Annotated in this window: 19 protein-coding genes; 12 read left to right on the forward strand and 7 right to left on the reverse strand. The window is 68.9% G+C overall.

Annotation, left to right across the window (positions count from 1 at the left end; translation table 11 throughout):
• Window positions 1-18 precede the first annotated feature (18 nt).
• Window positions 19-843, forward strand: coding sequence for a MoaF C-terminal domain-containing protein (locus JW897_RS22680; RefSeq protein WP_205467738.1), 825 nt, complete (start codon window positions 19-21; stop codon window positions 841-843).
• A gap of 16 nt (window positions 844-859) precedes the next feature.
• Here JW897_RS22680 and JW897_RS22685 read toward each other — a convergent pair whose 3' ends face one another.
• Window positions 860-1,654: an SDR family NAD(P)-dependent oxidoreductase gene (locus tag JW897_RS22685; RefSeq protein WP_205467739.1), complete on the reverse strand. Its 795-nt coding sequence runs from the start codon at window positions 1,652-1,654 to the stop codon at window positions 860-862.
• 133 nt (window positions 1,655-1,787) lie between these two features.
• On the opposite strand from JW897_RS22685, the gene hpaR reads away from it, so the two are divergent.
• Window positions 1,788-2,228, forward strand: a complete 441-nt coding sequence (gene hpaR / locus JW897_RS22690; protein WP_205467740.1) for a homoprotocatechuate degradation operon regulator HpaR — start codon at window positions 1,788-1,790, stop codon at window positions 2,226-2,228.
• 166 nt (window positions 2,229-2,394) lie between these two features.
• Here the strand turns inward: hpaR and JW897_RS22695 are convergent, their stop codons facing one another.
• From JW897_RS22695 to JW897_RS22710, 4 genes are all read right to left on the reverse strand, one after another.
• Window positions 2,395-2,985, reverse strand: coding sequence for a DUF3156 family protein (locus tag JW897_RS22695; RefSeq protein WP_205467741.1), 591 nt, complete (start codon window positions 2,983-2,985; stop codon window positions 2,395-2,397).
• On the reverse strand, window positions 2,966-4,471 hold the full coding sequence (locus JW897_RS22700; protein ID WP_205467742.1) for an APC family permease: 1,506 nt from the start codon (window positions 4,469-4,471) through the stop codon (window positions 2,966-2,968). Before JW897_RS22700 ends, JW897_RS22695 begins: the two co-directional genes overlap by 20 nt.
• A 99-nt stretch (window positions 4,472-4,570) precedes the next feature.
• Window positions 4,571-5,902 carry an aspartate aminotransferase family protein gene (locus JW897_RS22705; protein WP_205467743.1) on the reverse strand — a complete coding sequence of 444 codons (1,332 nt, stop codon included), beginning with the start codon at window positions 5,900-5,902 and terminating at the stop codon, window positions 4,571-4,573.
• Window positions 5,903-5,939: 37 nt separating this feature from the next.
• Window positions 5,940-7,439, reverse strand: coding sequence for an aldehyde dehydrogenase family protein (locus JW897_RS22710; RefSeq protein ID WP_205467744.1), 1,500 nt, complete (start codon window positions 7,437-7,439; stop codon window positions 5,940-5,942).
• Window positions 7,440-7,723: 284 nt separating this feature from the next.
• Between JW897_RS22710 and JW897_RS22715 the strand changes: the two genes are divergently transcribed.
• A complete protein-coding gene (locus tag JW897_RS22715) occupies window positions 7,724-8,731 on the forward strand; it encodes a helix-turn-helix domain-containing protein (RefSeq protein ID WP_048412658.1) in 1,008 nt (335 codons plus the stop codon).
• A gap of 11 nt (window positions 8,732-8,742) precedes the next feature.
• Here the strand turns inward: JW897_RS22715 and hpaA are convergent, their stop codons facing one another.
• The gene (gene hpaA, locus JW897_RS22720) at window positions 8,743-9,645 is read right to left on the reverse strand and encodes a 4-hydroxyphenylacetate catabolism regulatory protein HpaA (protein WP_205467745.1); all 903 of its coding nucleotides are present in this window, start codon (window positions 9,643-9,645) and stop codon (window positions 8,743-8,745) included.
• A gap of 254 nt (window positions 9,646-9,899) precedes the next feature.
• On the opposite strand from hpaA, the gene JW897_RS22725 reads away from it, so the two are divergent.
• The 8 genes from JW897_RS22725 (at window position 9,900) to JW897_RS22760 (ending at window position 17,251) form a co-directional block, all read left to right on the forward strand.
• Window positions 9,900-10,571, forward strand: coding sequence for a fumarylacetoacetate hydrolase family protein (locus JW897_RS22725; protein WP_205467746.1), 672 nt, complete (start codon window positions 9,900-9,902; stop codon window positions 10,569-10,571).
• Window positions 10,568-11,338: a fumarylacetoacetate hydrolase family protein gene (locus JW897_RS22730; RefSeq protein WP_205467747.1), complete on the forward strand. Its 771-nt coding sequence runs from the start codon at window positions 10,568-10,570 to the stop codon at window positions 11,336-11,338. The genes JW897_RS22725 and JW897_RS22730 overlap by 4 nt, the downstream gene beginning before the upstream one ends.
• Before the next feature lie 9 nt (window positions 11,339-11,347).
• Window positions 11,348-12,817 carry a 5-carboxymethyl-2-hydroxymuconate semialdehyde dehydrogenase gene (gene hpaE / locus JW897_RS22735; RefSeq protein ID WP_205467748.1) on the forward strand — a complete coding sequence of 490 codons (1,470 nt, stop codon included), beginning with the start codon at window positions 11,348-11,350 and terminating at the stop codon, window positions 12,815-12,817.
• Between the two features lie 87 nt (window positions 12,818-12,904).
• Window positions 12,905-13,789 carry a 3,4-dihydroxyphenylacetate 2,3-dioxygenase gene (gene hpaD, locus JW897_RS22740; protein WP_205467749.1) on the forward strand — a complete coding sequence of 295 codons (885 nt, stop codon included), beginning with the start codon at window positions 12,905-12,907 and terminating at the stop codon, window positions 13,787-13,789.
• Window positions 13,770-14,159 (forward strand): 5-carboxymethyl-2-hydroxymuconate Delta-isomerase, encoded by a 390-nt coding sequence (locus JW897_RS22745; protein ID WP_048412652.1) that lies wholly within the window; start codon window positions 13,770-13,772, stop codon window positions 14,157-14,159. The genes hpaD and JW897_RS22745 overlap by 20 nt, the downstream gene beginning before the upstream one ends.
• A 9-nt stretch (window positions 14,160-14,168) precedes the next feature.
• Complete coding sequence (gene hpaH / locus JW897_RS22750) at window positions 14,169-14,972, forward strand: 2-oxo-hept-4-ene-1,7-dioate hydratase (protein ID WP_205467750.1); 804 nt, start codon at window positions 14,169-14,171, stop codon at window positions 14,970-14,972.
• A gap of 19 nt (window positions 14,973-14,991) precedes the next feature.
• Window positions 14,992-15,795, forward strand: coding sequence for a 4-hydroxy-2-oxoheptanedioate aldolase (gene hpaI, locus JW897_RS22755; protein WP_205467751.1), 804 nt, complete (start codon window positions 14,992-14,994; stop codon window positions 15,793-15,795).
• A 70-nt stretch (window positions 15,796-15,865) separates the two neighbouring features.
• Window positions 15,866-17,251, forward strand: coding sequence for an MFS transporter (locus JW897_RS22760; protein WP_205467752.1), 1,386 nt, complete (start codon window positions 15,866-15,868; stop codon window positions 17,249-17,251).
• Window positions 17,252-17,334: 83 nt separating this feature from the next.
• Here the strand turns inward: JW897_RS22760 and JW897_RS22765 are convergent, their stop codons facing one another.
• Complete coding sequence (locus tag JW897_RS22765) at window positions 17,335-17,541, reverse strand: hypothetical protein (protein ID WP_205467753.1); 207 nt, start codon at window positions 17,539-17,541, stop codon at window positions 17,335-17,337.
• Between JW897_RS22765 and JW897_RS22770 the strand changes: the two genes are divergently transcribed.
• Entirely contained in the window at window positions 17,540-18,709 is a 1,170-nt protein-coding gene (locus JW897_RS22770) for a p-hydroxyphenylacetate 3-hydroxylase oxygenase component (RefSeq protein WP_205467754.1), read from the forward strand. The two genes, JW897_RS22765 and JW897_RS22770, sit on opposite strands and share 2 nt — an antisense overlap.
• Window positions 18,710-18,735: the final 26 nt, after the last annotated feature.

The raw sequence follows: 18,735 nt of genomic DNA on the forward strand, positions 1-18,735 counted from the left end.
CCGATAAGGAACTGTCCCATGTCCAACCCCACCCCCGAGTTCATCCAAGTCGGCGCGCTGGCCGACGGCTTCGCGCCCGACAGTCTGACCCTGCCCCGCTGCGCCGAACTCGACGGTCAAAGCCTGCGGCTGTGCTTCGACGACGACAGCGCCGCGGATTGCCGGCTGGAGCCCGGCGGCGACGCGCGCGTCGTCATCGTCCGGCCGGGGCTGGCCTCGACGCTGGCCGGCGTCGACGGCTGCCACGCCAGCTCCTTGCGGCCCGGCGTCTATTTCCTCGACTTCCGTCACCAGGGCCCGGCCGCGCTGTCGCTCAGCCTGGTCCTGGACCTGACGCAACGCCGCTTCACCCTGGTTCGGGGCAACTTGCCCGACGCCGCCGCCGCGCGGATCTGCGCCTTCGACCGGGTGGCGCACCAGCTGGAGCTGACCGGCGTGGACGTCGAATTCCTCCACGGCGCGCTTGATCAGCCCGCCGCGGCCGTCCCGCCGCATCCGCCCAGCCGCGACTTGATCGGCATGCGCAACCGCTACCGCTACAGCCCCACCGAGTGCTACGAGCACATCTACCTGAACGACAGCTTCTACGCCTGGCATTGCCTGGAAGGCGTGGAGCGCGGGCTGGCCGACGTCGACCGCTGCCACTGCCTGCAAGTGGCGGAGCGGCTGTATTTGTTCGTCTGGCGCGAGAAGATCATTCCCACCCTGGGCGTGATCCTGATCGACCTGGAAGGCATGCGCACCGATGGCAAGATCTTCGGCTATCAGGACGGAGACTTCGGCGCCGCCCGCAACTTCCGGGTGGGCGCGCAGGCCAGCATCGTCAACCACACTCGCGCTTGAAGCGCCGCACCGGCCTTCAGTCCCGTTCCAGCCGCGAATACGCCAGCGTCGGCACATCCACCGCCATCGCGCCACCGTCGGCGGTCAGGCAAGCGCCGCTGACGATCGCGGCCTCGTCGGACAGCAGAAAGCGGCAGATCGCGGCGATCTCCGCCGGCGTCGCCGGCCGGCGCAAAGGCAGGTCGGCGGTGACGCGCCGGTAGGCGGCGTCCAGGTCTTCGCCATGGGCCGCCATCAGCGGTCGCATCTCCTCGTCCGCCATCGGCGTGCGCACCCAGCCCGGGCACAGCGCGTTCACCCGCACCGCCGGCCCGTAGTCGCGCGCCAGCGAGCGGGCCAGCCCCAGCAGGGCGTGCTTGGCCACCACATAGCCGCAGGCTTGCGGCCCGGCCGCCAGCCCGGCGATGGAGGCCATCAACACCATGCTGCCGCCCTGCGAGATCAGGTCCGGCAGGCAGGCGCGGGCGCTGACGAAGGCGGTGTCCAGATTCGCGCGCATCGCGGCGCGCCAGGCCTCGTCGTCGGTTTCCAGCGCCGCGCCCAGGCCCAGGCCGCCGGCGCAGGCCGCCAGCCCGTCCACCCGGCCCCAGCGCGCATGAATGCGCGCCAGGAAATCCTCCCAGGCCGCGGCGTCGGCGGCGTCCCCCGCCAAGGCCAGGCCCCCGGTTTCCTCCGCCAGCGCCAGCAACGGACCGGCCCGCCTCCCCACCAGGGCCAGCCGCGCGCCCTCGGCGGCGAAACGGCGCGCGCAGGCCGCGCCGATGCCGGAGCCCGCTCCGGTGATCACAATGGTTTTATCGAGCAAAGACATCGCAGCCTCCTTTGAGCTAACGCTCCTCGAACTCGCCGACGGCAAGCGTCGGCATTATGTTAATATATTCATTTAATGAACCAGACAGCCCCGCCTCCGTTCTCATTCCGCGACTAGAAGCAAAGGAGCCGCCATGAACCCCACGCAACGCCCCTGTCAATATCAACTGCCGCAACGCCTGCTGCGCGCGCGCGAAGCGGTGATGAGCTACTTCCGGCCGGTGCTGAGCCGCCACGGGCTGTCGGAACAACAATGGCGCGTCTTGCGCCTGCTGGCGGAGCACGGCGACATGGAGGCCGGCGACATCGCCCAGCGCGCCGGCATTCATCCGCCCAGCCTCAGCGGCATTCTGATTCGGATGGAAAGAGACGGCCTGGTCTACCGCAACCGCGCCCAGAACGACAATCGCCGCCTGATCGTCTCCTCAAGCCAGCGCGCGATGACGCTGACCCAGAGCATCATCCCCTTGTCCAACGACTGCTACCGCCGGATCGAGGCCCATTTTCCCCCGGCCAAGCTGCAGGCCCTGCTGGCTTTGCTGGACGAGCTGGAAAACCTGCCCGCGCCGTCTTAGAACGTGTTTACGATCTCGCGAGCAAGAGCGAGACAAGGCGAAAACCGCTGAGAAAGCGGAATGTACAAGTGGTACATGAGCATTTCGAAGCGGTTTTTAACGCCGTATCGCCAACGCGCAGCAGATCGTAAACAGGTTCTTAGAACCTGTTTACGATCATTCCCGACTAAGCCCGCCCCGCCTCCGCCGCCAGCAAGACGCGGCGGCAGGCGGCCAGGCTGGCCAGCAGCGCCAGGCCCTGCACTCCGCGCAGGCCGATGTAGCGCCGCAGCGGCGGCAGACGGCAGGCCACCTCGCTGGCGCCGTAAGGCTCCAGGCACACCTGCCAGCCGTCCCGGCCGCCCAGCAGCTCGCAGCGCTTGAAGTCCAGCGGCGACAAGGCGGTGCGCAGATCCGCGTCCGAGCGCAGGCGCTCCAGCAACGGCGCCAGCGCCGCGGCGTCTCCGTCCAGCAAGTCGACGACGATGCCGCTGCGGCGCCAGAAGCCGCCGTGACGCAGGCGGATGCGCGCGCGGCCGGGCTCGCCCGGCACCGTCAGCCGGAACTCGCAGGCCACCAGATGCGCCAGCCAGCCGGCCTCCACCCGCTCCCGCGCCGAAAAGCTCCAGTCCCCGTGCGGAAACCGAAAGCGCCGCTCCTCCTCCGCTTCTGCGGCCAGGCCGTCCAGCTCCGGCCAGTCCAGGCTCAGCCGCGCCAGCGTCGCGCCCGGGCGATAGCCGTCCGGCCTGCGCCAGGCCTCAACCAGCCGCGGCCACACGTTCCAGCTCCCGCCGCAGGGCGTCGTCGTCCTCGCCCGCGCGCTGCGCGTTCAGAATCTGCTCCAGCGGCACCGGCCGGAAAGGGTTGACCTTTTGCACCAGCAAGGTCCACAGCAGCGCGTACAGCAGGGTCAGCCCCAGCATCCAGCCGAAGGGCACGTAGATGTCGCGCGCCTGCATGCCCGGCGGGGTGATGAAACAGATCGCCAGCACGATGCCCAGCGCGGAGCCTATCTGCGGCAGCGGAAACCACGGCGAGCGGTAGGCGCGCGGGAAATCCGGCCGCGTCAGCCGCAACCTCACCACGGACAGGGTCACCAGCAGATAGGCCACGCCCCAAGAACAGACCGCCGCCAGCACCAGAGGCATGATGCGGTCCAGATCGCCCTGGATCAACCAGGCGTGGACACAGGGAATCAGCACCGCCGCCGCGATGCCGCACCACGGCGTGTTGAAGCGCGGATGCAGATAGGCGAAGCAGCGCGGCAAGGCGCCGTCCTGGGCCATGCCGTACAGAATGCGCGGCAGCGCCGCCATCAGGGTGTTGATCGTCGCCGCGCCGGCCAGCAACAAGCCTATCCCCAGCCAGATCTTGCCGAACGGCCCCATCACCCGTTCGGCGAAGGCCGGCAGCGCCATCGGCGTGTCCAGCAGCCGCGGGCCGTCGGGATGAGCCGGATCCAGCGGGGTATTGGCCACCTGCCGCACCATGGCCGCGCCGTACAGCAGCATGGTGACGGCCACGCCGCTGAGCCCTATCTTCAGAGCCCGCGGAATGGCGCGTCCGGAATCGCGCAACTCCGGCGCCAGCGGCGTCACCAGCTCCGCGCCGACGAACATGAACATCGCCATGCCCACCAGGCTGAGCAGCAGGCCGGGATCGTCCAGCCGCAGCGGCGCGCCGAACCAGCCGCCCAGATCCACCGCCGGCGCGTGCAGCAGGCCGGCCACGCCAAACACCGTCAGCGTCGCCCACATGCAGAAGGTCAGCGCCACCTCGGCCTTGCCGAACAGCGTCACCCCCAGCGCGTTGAGCGCGCCGAAAACGATGACCAGGCCCACGCCCACCATCCAGGCGCTGCCGCTCTTTTCCAGCATGGTGTTCAGGTGATCGAAATTCACCAGCGCCATGATGCCGGACAGAATGGTCTCGGCGGTGCCGGCGAACACATGCACCAGCAGATAGGCCGACAGGGTGCCGGCGATGGCCAGGCCGCGGCCCAGGCCGGCGCTGATGTAATCGTAGACCGCGCCGGAAGTCGGCAGCATCGCCGCCGCTTCGGCGAAAGTGGTGGCCTGCGCCTGCATCATCAGATAGGCGATCAGCATCGCCAAGGCGAAGGTGCCGCCGGCCATGCCGAAACCGCTGGTGGCGGTCAGTATCACCGGGCTGGCCATCACCACGCCCACCGAGCTGGCCAGCGCCACCGGAAAGCCCACCACGCCGCGGCTCAGGCTGCGGCTCAAACGTTCGCTTACAGACATGCTTCCTCCCTCTCCATCCGTCGTCGCGCCGGCCGCCGCTCTTCACGAGCCTGGCGGCGTGCCGGCGCGGCCGGTCGCTCCCCGTTCGGGCCGGCCCGCTCAGGCCTCGGCCAGTCCGGCCTCCAAAGCCGACGCAATGACGTCGGCGTGCTCGCGCTGCAACACCAGCGGCGGCGACAGGATGATCTTGCTGCCCACCGGCCGCACCAGCGCGCCGGCCCGGCGCGCGATCTCCGCCACCTTGTCGGCGTAGCCGCTTTGCGGATCGATGGGCTCCCGGCTGGCCTTGTCCTTGACCAGGTCCAGGGCCAGCATCAAGCCCTTGCCGCGCACCTCGCCCACCGCCGGGTAACGCTCGGCCAGCGGCCGCAGCCGCTCCAGCAGATAGTCGCCCATTTCCGCCGCCCGGGCCGGCAGGTCTTCCTCCTGCACGATGCGCAGATTGGCGAGGGCGGCGGCGCAGGCCACCGGGTGGCCGGCGTAGGTGTAGCCGTGCATGATGACGCCGTCGAAGTCGCCGTTGGCGGCGAAAGCGTCCGCCACCCGCTGGTTGACCACGGTGGCGCCCAGCGGCAGATAGCCGGAGGAGATGCCTTTGGCCAGGCACATCAGGTCCGGCTTCACCCCCCACAGCCGGCTGCCGAACATGGAGCCGGAGCGGCCGAAGCCGGTGACCACCTCGTCGGCGATCAACAACACGCCGTGGCGGTCGCACACCTCGCGCACCCGCGGCCAATAGCTGGCCGGCGGCACGATGACGCCGCCGGCGCCCTGGATGGGCTCGGCGATGAAGGCCGCCACCGTGTCCGGGCTCTGGAACAGGATTTCGCGCTCCAGCATCCGCGCGCAGATCTCGGCCAGCTCCTCCGGATCTTCGGTGAACGGATTGCGGTAGGGCCACGGGGTCTCCACGTGGAAGCAGCCGGGCAGCAGCGGTTCGTAGTTGCGGCGGAACACCGTGTTGCCGTTGACCGAGCCGCCGCCGAAGTGGGTGCCGTGGTAACCCTGTTTCAGCGAGATGAACTTGACCCTGTCCGGCTGGCCCTTGAGCCGCCAATACTGGCGCGCCAGCTTGAGCGCGGTTTCCACCGCGTCGGAGCCTCCGGAGCTGAACACCACCCTAGCCATGTCCTCCGGCCGCAGCATGTCGATCAGCAGCGCGGACAACTCCTCCGCCCGCGGATGGGAAATGCCGTCGAACAGCTGGAAATACTCCAGTTCGTCCAGTTGCCGGGTGATCGCCTGCTTGATTTCGGGGCGGTTGTGGCCAACGTTGACGTTCCACAGCCCGGCCACGCCGTCCACCAGCTTGCCGCCCTGATCGTCGAACACATGGCAGCCCTCGCCGCGCACGATGCGGATGGGTTGCCGCTCTTTCATCGCGTTGGGATGCAGCATCGGGTGCCAGAAACGGGCCTTGTCGTAAGACATGTCTTTCTCCTGAATGAAAGTGGAAGCGCGTCCGCGCTCAATGGGCGATGCAGACCGACTTGATCTCGGTGAAGCTCTCCACCGCGCCCTTGCCGAATTCGCGGCCGAGGCCGGACTCCTTGTAGCCGCCGAAGGGCATGCCCGGGTCCAGCGGAATATGGCTGTTGACCCAGACCGTGCCCGCCTGCAGCCGCGGCACGATGTCCAGCGCCGCCGACAAATCATTGGTCCACACGCTGGCGGCCAGGCCGTAGCGCGTGTCGTTGGCCAGCGCCACCGCCTCGTCCACCTCGTCGAAAGACATCAGCGCCAACACCGGGCCGAACACCTCCTCGCGCGCCACCGGATTGTCCGGCGCCAGCTCCGTCATCACCGTCGGCCGCACGAAATAGCCGGGCAAATCGGCGGCGCCGCCGCCGGTCAGCACGCGGGCGCCGGCGGCGCGGCCGCGCTCGATCAGTTGGCACACCGCCTGCTGCCGCCGCTGCGACACCAGCGGGTTGACCTGGGCGTCCAGATCCATGCCCGGCCCCAGCCGCATGCCGGCGACGGCGGCGGACAGCGCCTCGGCGAACAGATTGAATTTGCTGCGGTGCACGTACAGCCGCGAGGCGGCGGCGCAAACCTGGCCCTGATTAAGAAAACCGCCCAGCAAGGCGCCCCGCACCGCCTGGTCGATGTCGGCGTCGCCCAGCACCAGCATCGGGTTCTTGCCGCCCAGCTCCAGCGCCAGCCGGGTCATATTGTCCAGCGCGGCGTGGCCTACGGCCTTGCCCACCTCGGTGGAGCCGGTGAAGCTGACCTTGCCGATCAGCGGGTGCCCGGCCAGCGCGCGGCCCGCCGCCTCGCCGCGCCCGGTCACCACGTTGAAGACGCCCGGCGGCACCCCTGCCTCCAGCGCCAGCTCCGCCAGGCGCAGCGCGCTCAACGGCGTCTCGCTGGCCGGCTTCAGCACCGCCGTGCAGCCGGCCGCCAAGGCCGGCACCGTTTTCCACAAGGCGATCATCAAGGGGAAATTCCACGGCGCGATGCCGGCGGCCACGCCCACCGGCTCGCGCCGGGTGAAGGCGGTGAAGCGCGCGCCCGGCGGCGCCGGAATCGACACGTCCAGGGTTTCGCCGGTGATCTTGGTGGCCCAGCCCGCCATATAGCGCACGTATTCGATGGAGCCGCCCACCTCGATGGCCCGCGCCAGGTGGATGGACTTGCCCTGGTTCAGCGTTTCCAGCTGCGCCAGTTCCTCGGCGTTCGCCTCCAGCAAATCCGCCAGCTTCAACAAGACGCGCTCGCGCTCGGCCGGCCGCAGGCCGGACCAGACGCCGGATTCGAAGGCGCGCCGCGCGCTGGCCACCGCCGCGTCCACATCGGCGGCCTCGCCGTCCGCCACGCTGGCGATCACCGCGCCGCTGGCCGGATTGCGCACCTCCTTGCGCCGGCCCGACAGCGCCGCCCGCGGCTTGCCGTCTATCCACAGCCCGTGTTCCCGTTCCAGAAAAGTCCGCACCGATTCCAGCACCGGCACCAGGTTTTGATTCATCCGCGTCTCCTTTTCGATCAAGCTTGCCGCCGCGTCGGCGCGGCCGGCGATGGCCCAATATACCCAGCGCCGCCGCCGCGGCTGATCCCAAATCGGCAAAGCGCGGTCCGGCCCTTCGCGTTGCGGCGCAGCATGTCGCCAGATGGAAACATTCAGCAAAAACAACAGCTAACCGCGCCGCTAAGGCTGGACATTTCGATTTGAATAACATATTAATCATTTTGCGATCCAGGAAACTGGACTGAGAACAGGCGGACTCCACCCCCACCCACCGGAGAAAGCAGATGATTGCCGCAGCCCGTTGTTTTGACGACGCCCACCTGCACGCCGAGGCCCTGCCCGGCTGGGAGCAGCTGTACAGCCAGATCAGCGGCGGCCGCTTCCGCAGCACCTTGAGCCGGGTGCGCACCGCGCGTCTGGACATTTTCCGCGAGAGCTTCAACCAGCGCGTGGTGCAGCAAGGGCGCGCGCCCGGCGGCATGATCCATTTCGCGCTGCCTATCCGCGCGCCGTCGCCGCTGAGCCTGCAAGGCGTGGCCGTGCCCGACAACGCCCTGATGGCGCTGCGCGGCGGCGAGGACTTCGTGTTCCATCTGCCGCCGGGCGCGGACTCGGTCCAGGTGTCGGTGCCTTACGAGGACCTGGCCGAGTTGACGCCGGCGCTGTGCCGCCCGCTGCGCGAGGCCCGCGGCAAGACGCCGGTGTTCCCGGCCCGGCCGGCCGCGCTGGCGGCGCTGCGCGCGCTGCTGAACGGCGTGTTCGAACAGGCTTTGCTGGACCCGGCGCTACTGTCCTACGCCGGCAACCAGAAAGTGATCCAGCACCAGTTGCTGGACCTGTTGCAAGACGCGCTGGCGGACGGCGCGCTGGGCGAGCGCCGCGGCAACCTGACCTTCGCCACCCATTGCGACATCGTCCGGCGCAGCCAGGCGCTGGCGCTGGCCAAGCCGGACGAGCCGGTGACGGTGCTGGAGTTGTGCAGCCGGCTGCGCGTCAGCCGCCGCACGCTGCAAAACAGCTTTCAGCTGGTGGCGGACACCACTCCGGTCGATTATCTGCGCTCCATCCGCCTGAACGCGGTGCGCCGGATGCTGCTGAACCCGACGCGGCCCGGCCACGGCGTGCGCGACGCCGCCGGCGCCTGGGGCTTTTACCACCTGGGCCATTTCGCCGGCGATTACCGCAAGCTGTTCGGCGAAGCGCCGTCCCACACCCGCGCCCGCGCGCTGGCGCACCTGGACGCGCCTCCCGGCGCGCGCGGCCTGGAGGCGGTCAACGACACGACGAACTAGGCCGCGCGGACTCAGGACTGCCGGCGCGCGCGGTAGTCGCTGGGAGAGCGCCCCGCCAAGCGCTGAAAGAAGCGGGAAAAATAAGCCGGGTCCTTGAAGCCCAGGTCGTAGGCGATGGCGTGCACCGAGGCGGCGGAGTAGATCAGCAGACGCTTGGCTTCCTGCAACAGCCTGTCGTGCGCCAGCCGCTTGGACGGCAGGTCCGCCAGCCGGCGGCACACGTCGTTGAGCCGCGCCTCGCTGACGCCCAGTTCGGCCGCGTAGCGGTCCAGGCTCCAGTGTTCTCTGTAGTGCGCCTCAATCAAGCCGTTGAAGCGGTGGTAGAGCCGCCACTCGTCGCGGCGCGGCCCCTGCCGCGGCCCCGGCAGGCCGGACAGCCGCAGCACGTCCACCAGCACCAGCTGAGCCAGGGCTTGCCGCGCCAGTTCCGCGCCCGGCGCCTGCGCCTCGCTCTCCCGCTGCAGCTGGGCCAGCCGCTCGGGCAGGCGCCGCGCCATATCGGCCCATTCCGCCGGCACCTCGGCCAGTTCCACGCAGAACGGCGCGCTCAACGCGTCCGGCCCCGCCTCCTCCAGCCAGCCGCGCGCCAGCTCCTGGCGCAGGGTCAACACATGGCCGTCGGCCTCCGGCCCGGTGATGAAAGCGTGCGGCACCGTCGGCGGGGTCAGGAACAACAGCGGCGCGCGCGCCTGGTAATGGTCCTCCTCCAGCTGCAGCCGAATGTCGCCGCTGGCGAGATAGTGCAATTGCAAAAAGCGATCGTGCCGGTGCACCGGCATATTGCGGCCGAAAAAGGCCGCCAGCCGCCCAAAGGATTCGCAATGGATGTCGACGGACTCGTAAGGGCTGTCGTAGGCCTTGCCGATGTCGATATTGGGTATGCGCGCGCCCAGGCCGCGCGGGTTTCTGCTCATCGCCGTCCCTCCCTTGTGACATTTTCGCCATAGTCGGCCGCCCTCTCCGCTCGACCTCGCCAAAAGGCCGCCGCTCAGGGCTCAGCGCCGGATCGGCCGCCCGGGCCGCCGCCGCTCAAGCGAGGCTTTTCGCGGGTTAGCCCGCAACGCAGCATGGATAAACATTGACAGCGGCCCGCCGTCATCGTTATAAACTTTAACATGTTAATGAATATTTGAACAACGGCAATTCATTCAATAACAAGGAGTTAAGCATGAGCCTTGTCCTAGACGCCGCAAACGAGCGGCCGGCGTCCATCTACGGCGCGGCGCTCAACCACCGCCGTCTGCAGACGGCGCTGGCGGCGGAGTACGAACAGCCGCCCTATCAGCGTCCGCCGCGGGCGCCGGTGCTGTTCGTCAAGCCGCGCAACACCGTCAGCGCCGCCGGCGCGCCGATTCCCTTTCCCGCCGACGCCGACGCCGTCTACGCCGGCGGCGCGCTGGGCGTGCGCATCGCCCGCGACGCCTGCCGCGTCAGCGCCGCCGACGCGCTGTCCCATGTCGGCGGCTACGCGGTGGTCAACGAGGTCAGCCTGGCCGAAACCAGCTTCTACCGGCCGGCGATCCAGGCCAAATGCCGCGACGGCTTCTGCCCCGTCGGTCCCGAGGCCGGCCCCGACGCCATCGACCCGCAGCGGGTGCAGGTGCGCACCTACGTCAACGGCGCGCTGGCCGAAACCAACGACAGCGCCGACTGGCTGCGCGGCGTCGCCCAGCTGATCGCCGACGTCAGCCAGTTCCTGACCCTGTACGCCGGCGACCTGCTGATCGTGGCCACCCCGCCGCGCGGCGCGCGGCTGCGGCCGGGCGACACCGTGGCGGTGGAGATAGACGGCATAGGCCGGCTGGAAAACACCGTCGCGGCCGAGGAGGACATCCGATGAGACAAGCCCGAATCCGCTACCAGGGCCGAACCTGGCGCGCGCAAGCCGACGCCGACGGCGCGCTCTTGCTGCCGGACGGCCGCCGCCTGGGCGAAACCGAGGCGGAATGGCTGCCGCCGTGCCAGGGCACGCTGTTCGCGCTGGGCCTCAACTACGCCGACCACGCCGCCGAACTGGATTTCAAGCCGCCCAGCGAACCGCTGGTGTTCCTGAAGACCCCGGCCACGCTGACCGGCCACCGGCAACGCTCGATGCGTCCGGACAATGTTGAATATATGCACTACGAGTGCGAACTGGTGGCGGTGATAGGCAAGACCGCGCGCAAGGTCAAGCGCGCCCAGGCGATGGACTACGTCGCCGGCTACACCGTGTGCAACGACTACGCGGTGCGCGACTACCTGGAAAACTACTACCGGCCCAATCTGCGGGTGAAAAACCGCGACGGCCTGACCCCTATCGGCCCGTGGCTGGTGGACCGCGACGAGGTGCCCGACCCGCACGCGCTGGAACTGGCCACCTACGTCAACGGCCGCCGCGTGCAAAGCGGCAATACCCGCGACATGGTGTTCGACATCCCCTTCCTGATCGAATACCTGTCCGCCTTCATGACGCTGCAGCCGGGCGACATGATCGCCACCGGCACCCCGCAAGGCCTGTCCGACGTGCGCCCCGGCGACGAGGTGACGGTGGAGGTGGAAGGCGTGGGCCGCCTGGTCAATCACATCATCAGCGAAGCGGACTGGCTCGCGCGCCGGAACGCGGAATAAGGAAACCCCATGATCAAACACTGGATAGACGGCCGCGAAGTGGCCAGCCGGGACAGCTTCGTCAACTACAACCCGGCCACCGGCGAAGCGCTGGGAGAAGTGGCCGCCGGCGGCGCCGAGGAAGTCAATCTGGCGGTGGCCGCCGCCAAGGCGGCCTTTCCCAAGTGGGCGGCCACCCCGGCCAAGGAACGCGCGCGGCTGATGCGCAAGCTGGGCGAACTGATACAGCGCGAAGTGCCGCGGCTGGCGGAACTGGAAACCCTGGACACCGGTCTGCCCATCCACCAGACCCGCAATGTGCTGATCCCGCGCGCCTCGCACAACTTCGACTTCTTCGCCGAAGTCTGCACCCGCATGAACGGCCACAGCTATCCGGTGGACGATCAGATGCTCAACTACACGCTGTACCAGCCGGTGGGCGTGTGCGCGCTGGTGTCGCCGTGGAACGTGCCCTTCATGACCGCCACCTGGAAGACCGCGCCCTGCCTGGCGCTGGGCAACACCGCGGTGCTGAAGATGTCCGAACTGTCGCCGCTGACCGCCAACGAGCTGGGCCGGCTGGCGCTGGAGGCCGGCATCCCGCCCGGCGTGTTCAACGTGGTGCAGGGCTACGGCGCCGACGCCGGCGAGGCCCTGGTCAGCCATCCGGACGTGCGCGCGGTGTCCTTCACCGGCGGCACCGCCACCGGGCGGCGCATCATGCAGAACGCCGGCCTGAAGAAATACTCGATGGAGCTGGGCGGCAAATCGCCGGTGCTGGTGTTCGACGACGCCGACTTCGAGCGCGCGCTGGACGCCGCGCTGTTCACCATCTTCTCCCTCAACGGCGAACGCTGCACCGCCGGCAGCCGCATCTTCGTGCAAAACGGCATCTACGATCGCTTCGTCGCCGAATTCTCCGCCCGCGCCCAGCGGCTGATCGTCGGCGATCCGCAGAACCCCGACACCCAGGTGGGTTCGATGATCACCCGCCAGCATTACGACAAGGTCACCGGCTATATCCGCATCGGCCTGGAAGAAGGCGCGCGGCTGACGGCCGGCGGCCTGGAACGTCCGGCCGGCCTGCCGGAGGCGCTGGCTTCCGGTCACTTCATCCGCCCCACCGTGTTCGCCGACGTCGACAACCGCATGCGCATCGCCCAGGAGGAAATCTTCGGCCCGGTGGCCTGCCTGCTGCGCTTTCACGACGAGGCCGAGGCGTTGCGGCTGGCCAACGACGTCGACTACGGCCTGGCCTCCTACATCTGGACCCAGGACATCGGCAAGGCCCACCGGCTGGCGCGCGGCATCGAGGCCGGCATGGTCTTCGTCAACAGTCAGAACGTGCGCGATCTGCGCCAGCCCTTCGGCGGCGTCAAGGCGTCCGGCGTAGGCCGCGAGGGCGGCGAGTACAGCTTCGAAGCCTTCGCCGAGGTGAAGAACGTCTGCGTGTCCATGGGCGGACATTTCATCCCGCGCTGGGGCGTGGAAAGCCACTGACAAGCAAGCCAAGGCCGCGTAGACGGCCGCTTCCGCAAACAGACAGGAACGCGGGCGCCCCGCCCGCGCAGCACAAAGGAGAACGCAATGGGAACCTTAGCCCTGGCGGCCAAGATCACGCACGTGCCGTCCATGTATCTGTCGGAACTGCCCGGCCCGCATCAAGGCTGCCGCCAGGCGGCGATCGACGGCCACAAGGAAATCAGCCGCCGCTGCCGCGAGCTGGGCGTCGACACCATCGTGGTGTTCGACACCCACTGGCTGGTCAACTCCGGCTACCACGTCAACTGCGCGCCGTCCTTCGAAGGCGTGTACACCAGCAACGAACTGCCTCACTTCATCAAGAACATGCCCTACGCCTACCCTGGCAACCCCGCGCTGGGCAAGCTGCTGGCCGAGGCCGCCACCGCCGCCGGCGTGCACACCCGCGCCCACGACGCCACCACGCTGGCGCTGGAGTACGGCACCCTGGTGCCGATGCGCTATATGAACGCCGACCGGCATTTCAAGGTGGTGTCGGTGGCCGCGCTGTGCACGGTGCACGATCTGGCCGACAGCGCGCGGCTGGGCGCGGCGATGCGCGAGGCGGTGGAGCGCGATTACGACGGCCGCGTCGCTTTCTTCGCCAGCGGCTCGCTGTCGCACCGCTTCGCCCAGAACGGCACCGCCGACCAATACCTGCACAAGGCCTGGAGCCCCTTCCTGGAAAGCATGGACCAGGAGGTCATCGCCATGTGGCGGGACGGCGACTGGAAAACCTTCTGCGACATGCTGCCGGAGTACGCCGAGAAGTGCCACGGCGAGGGCTTCATGCACGACACCGCGATGTTGCTGGGCGCGCTGGGCTGGGACGGCTACCGCGGCCGCGCCGAAATCATCACCCCCTACTTCGGCAGTTCCGGCACCGGCCAGATCAATGTGGTGCTGCCGGTGGAACCGCAGGGAGAGCGCCATGCCGCACTTCATCGCTGAATGCACCGACAATCTGCGCGAGCAGGCCGACCTGCCCGGCCTGTTCCGCCAGGTGCACGACTGTCTGGCCGCCAGCGGCCTGTTTCCGCTGGCCGGCATCCGCAGCCGCGCCCACTGGCTGGACACCTGGCGCATGGCGGACGGCGAAGCCGACTACGCCTTCGTCCATTGCACCTTGCAGATCGGCAGCGGGCGCAGCGAGGCCCAGCGCCGCGCCGCCGCCGAACAAGTATTCGCGCTGATCCAGCGCCACTTCGAGCCGCTGTTCGCCCAGCGCTACCTGGCGCTCAGCTTCGAGCTGACCGAGCTGTCCGCCACGCTCAACTTCAAGCACAACAATGTGCACCAACGTTTCCGCCAGCCCTCCTGAGGAGCCCGCATGCTGAGCCAAGACCAGATTCGCGCCGCCGCGCGCCGCCTGCACGACGCCGAACGGGAGCGCAAACAGATCCGCCAGCTCTCGCTGGACCACCCCGAGATCACCATAGAGGACGCCTACGCCATCCAGCGCTGCTGGGTGGAGATGAAGCTGGCGGCAGGCCGCAAGCTCAAAGGCCACAAGATAGGCCTGACCTCGCGCGCGATGCAGATGTCCTCGCAGATAAACGAGCCGGACTACGGCGCGCTGCTGGACGATATGTTCTTCAACGACGGCGCCGACATCCCGACCTCGCGCTTCATCGTGCCGCGGGTGGAGGTGGAGCTGGCCTTCATCCTGGGCCGCCCGCTGTCCGGCCCCGGCGCCACCCTGTTCGACGTCTACGACGCCGCCGACTACGTGATCCCGGCGCTGGAAATCATAGACGCGCGCAGCCAGTCCATAGACCCGGACAGCCAGCGCCCGCGCAAGGTGTTCGACACCATCGCCGACAACGCCGCCAACGCCGGCGTGGTGATGGGCGGCCGGCCGGTGCGGCCGCGCGAGCTGGACCTGCGCTGGGTGGCGGCGATGATGTACCGCAACGGCGTGATCGAGGAGTCCGGCGTCGCCGCCGCGGTGCTCAACCACCCGGCCAACGGCGTGGCCTGGCTGGCCAACAAGCTCTCGCCGTTCGACGTCGAACTCAAGGCCGGCCAGGTGATTCTGGCCGGCTCCTTCACCCGGCCGGTGCCGGCGCGCGCCGGCGACACCTTCCACGTCGACTACGGCCCGCTGGGCGCGATCAGCTGCCGCTTCGTCTAAGCCCGTCCAAGGAACCGCCATGCAACTCCCCGCCAACCCCTTCAAGGCCGCGCTGCGCGACGGCCGCCGCCAGATCGGCCTGTGGCTGGGCCTGGCCAGCCCCTACAGCGCCGAACTGCTGGCCGGCGCCGGCTTCGACTGGCTGCTGATAGACGGCGAACACGCGCCCAATGAACTGAACGACGTGCTGCGGCAACTGCAAGCCATCGCGCCCTATCCCAGCCACCCGGTGGTGCGCGCCGTCAGCAACGACCCGGTGCGCATCAAGCAGCTGCTGGACATCGGCGCGCAAACGCTGATGCTGCCCATGGTGCAAAACGCGGACGAGGCGGCGCGGGCGGTGGCCGCCACCCGCTACCCTCCGCGCGGCGTCCGCGGCGTGGGCAGCGCGCTGGCGCGCGCCTCGCGCTGGAACCGCGTGCCGGACTATCTGACGCGGGCCGACAGCGAAATCTGCGTGCTGGCCCAGGTGGAAACCCGCCAGGCCCTGGCCGCGCTGGACGCCATCGCCGCCACCGACGGCGTGGACGGCGTCTTCATCGGCCCGGCCGACCTGGCCGCCGACATGGGCCACCCGGGGCGGCCGGACCACCCGGACGTGCGCGCGGCGATGGACGACGCCATCCTCCGCATCCGCGCCCAGGGCAAGGCCGCCGGCATTCTGATGGCCAACGAGGCCGAAGCGCGCCGTTTGCTGGAGCTGGGCGCCAACTTCGTCGCCGTCGGCGTCGACACCACCCTGCTGGCGCGCCGCGCCGAAGCGCTGGCGGCGGCCTTCCGTCACGACGCGCCCGGCCAGCCGCCGCCCCCGTCCGCCTACTGAGCCGCGGCGGCCATACAACAACAAGACGCCGCCCGGAGCCGATTCGGCTCCCCCTAGAGGAGAACCCAAGATGAGTCATTCCCCCACCCGCCCCAGCGCCAGCCAGCGCAAAGTCGCCTACGCCACCGTGATCGGCACCGCCATCGAGTGGTACGACTTCTTCATCTACGCCAGCGCCGCCGGCCTGGTGTTCAACAAACTGTTCTTCACCCCGGCCGGCGAGCGCTTCGCCACCCTGATCGCCTTCGCCTCCGTCGGCGTCAGCTTCCTGTTCCGGCCGCTGGGCGCCTTCCTCGCCGGCCACTACGGCGACCGCCTGGGCCGGCGCGCGATGCTGGTGCTGACCCTGGTGCTGATGGGCGCCTCCACCGCGCTGATCGGCGCGCTGCCCACGTATGAGTCCGCCGGCCTGCTGGCGCCGCTGGCGCTGATCCTGCTGCGCATCCTGCAAGGCATTTCCGCCGGCGGCGAATGGGGCGGCGCGGTGCTGATGGCGGTGGAACACGCGCCGCCCGGCCAGCGCGGCCGCTACGGCGCCTTCCCGCAGATAGGCGTGCCGCTGGGCCTGCTGCTGGCATCCGGCGTGTTCGCGCTGATGAGCGGGGTGATCTCCCCCGGCGACGCCTTCCTGGAATGGGGCTGGCGCGTGCCCTTTTTGTTCAGCGTCGTGCTGCTGTTCATCGGCCAGTGGGTGCGCCGTTCGGTGGAGGAAAGCCCGGTATTCGAGGAAATCAAGGCGCGCAAGGCCGGATCGCGCACCCCGGTGCTGGACCTGTTCCGCCGCCACGCGCCGCTGGTGCTGCTGGCCGCGCTGGTGTTCGCCGGCAACAGCGCCGTCGGCTACATGACCACCGGCGGCTTCATCCAGAACTACACCACCGACCCCGCCGGCGCGCTGCGCATGGAACGCACCCCGGTGCTGCTGGCCGTCGCCTTCGCCTCCGCCTGCTGGATGGCCTTCACCTGGCTGGCCGGCGTCTGGTCTGACCGCATCGGCCGCCGCCGCGTCTACCTCGTCGGCTTCGGCGTGCAGCTGGCCGGCGTGCTGACCCTGTTCCCGCTGGTCAACAGCGCCAGCCTGCCGGCGGTGCTGCTGGCGCTGTGCTGGCTGTCCGTCGGCACCGGCCTGACCTATGGCGCGCAATCGGCGTTCTACGCCGAACTGTTCCCCGCCTCGGTGCGCTTCTCCGGCGTGTCCATCTCCTACGCGCTGGGCGCCATCCTGGGCGGCGCCTTCGCGCCGATGATAGCCAAGGCGCTGATCGCCCAAACCGGCTCCACCGCCGCGGTGACCGCCTACCTGGGCGGCATGACCCTGATCGGCCTCGCCTCCGCGCTGCTGCTGCGCGACCGCAGCAACATCCCGCTGGGACCGGAGCACGAAGCCGAACAGGCCGCGTCGCCGATACGCTGGCATGCGCCCGCCGCCGCCGGCGTGCGCGCCGAAATGCCATGAAAAGTACCTAAGACAGCTTGAAAGATGCATTCCAGCGCATGGCGTCGCTATCCATAATGCAAATTCGATGAATGTGTTCATTATTAAAGCGCCCACTCAAGGCGCGGATAGCCACTGAGCCTGTTCAAAGGCTGGCGAGCAAAAGCGAGATAAGGCCCGGCGGCTGAGACAGCGGTTTCGGCCAGCTGACGCACGAGCGTTCCGCAAGCGTGCTCGGCGCGCCAAGTCTCGCTCAGCGCAGCAGACATTGAACGGGTTTCAGCGTCGTCAAACACAAAGGAGACCGTCATGCGCCACCCCAACCCCTTGCTGGAAACCCTGCTCCCCGTCCTGCCCGCCATCGCCGCCAACGCGGAGCGGGCGGAACGCGAGCGCACCGTGCCGGCGGAAAACATCGCCCTGCTGAAAGGCATGAGCTTTCACCGCGCCTTCCAACCCAAGAAATACGGCGGCCTGGAGATCAGCCTGCCGGAGTTCGCCGACTGCGTGGCGGCGCTGGCCGGCACCTGCGCCAGCACCGCCTGGGCCGCCAGCCTGCTGGCCACCCACAGCCATCAGATCGCGCTGTTCTCCGCCCGGCTGCAAGAGGAAGTCTGGGGCGAAGACAGCGACGCCACCGCCAGCAGCAGCATCGCGCCGCTGGGCCGGGCCGAAGCCGCGGACGGCGGCGTGCTGCTCAGCGGCGAAATGGGCTGGAGCAGCGGCTGCGACCACGCCGAATGGGCGATACTGGGCTTCCGCCGCCCGGGCCCGGACGGCGAGCCGCAATACTGCTTCGGCGTAGTGCCGCGCGCCGACTATCAAATCCGCGACGACTGGCACGCCGCCGGCATGCAGGGCAGCGGCACCAAGACGCTGCTGGTGGACAAGGTCTTCGTGCCGGAACACCGGATCGAGGCGGCCAAGGACATGATGGAAGGCCGCTCCTCCGGCTTCGGCCTCTACCCGGACAGCAAGATCTTCTACGCGCCGTACCGGCCCTACTTCGCCAGCGGCTTCGCCGCCATCAGCCTGGGCGTGGCCGAGCGCATGCTGCAAGTGTTCAAGGAGCGCAGCCGCAACCGCATCCGCGCCTACACCGGCGCTCAGGTGGGCGCCGCGCTGCCCGCCTATATGCGGCTGGCCGAATCTACCCACCAGGTGCTGGCCGCGCGCGCCTTGCTGGAAGCCAGCTGGCGCGATCACGCCGAGCACGGCGCGGCCAAGCGCTATCCCACGGCGGAGACGCTGGCCTTCTGGCGCACCAACCAGGCCTACGCGGTGAAGATGTGCATCCAGGCGGTGGACCGCCTGTTCGAATCCATGGGCGGCAATTGCTGGCGGCTGGAAAACGAGGCGCAGCGGCTGTTCCGCGACTCCCACATGACCGGCGCCCACGCCTACACCGACTACGACGTCTGCGCCCAGATCCTCGGCCGTTCGCTGCTGGGCCTGGAGCCGGACCCCAGCATGGTTTGAACCCCGCCTCCTCCCGCTCCCACCCG

Source organism: Chromobacterium alkanivorans (assembly GCF_016937655.1).
GTDB classification, from domain to species: domain Bacteria; phylum Pseudomonadota; class Gammaproteobacteria; order Burkholderiales; family Chromobacteriaceae; genus Chromobacterium; species Chromobacterium alkanivorans.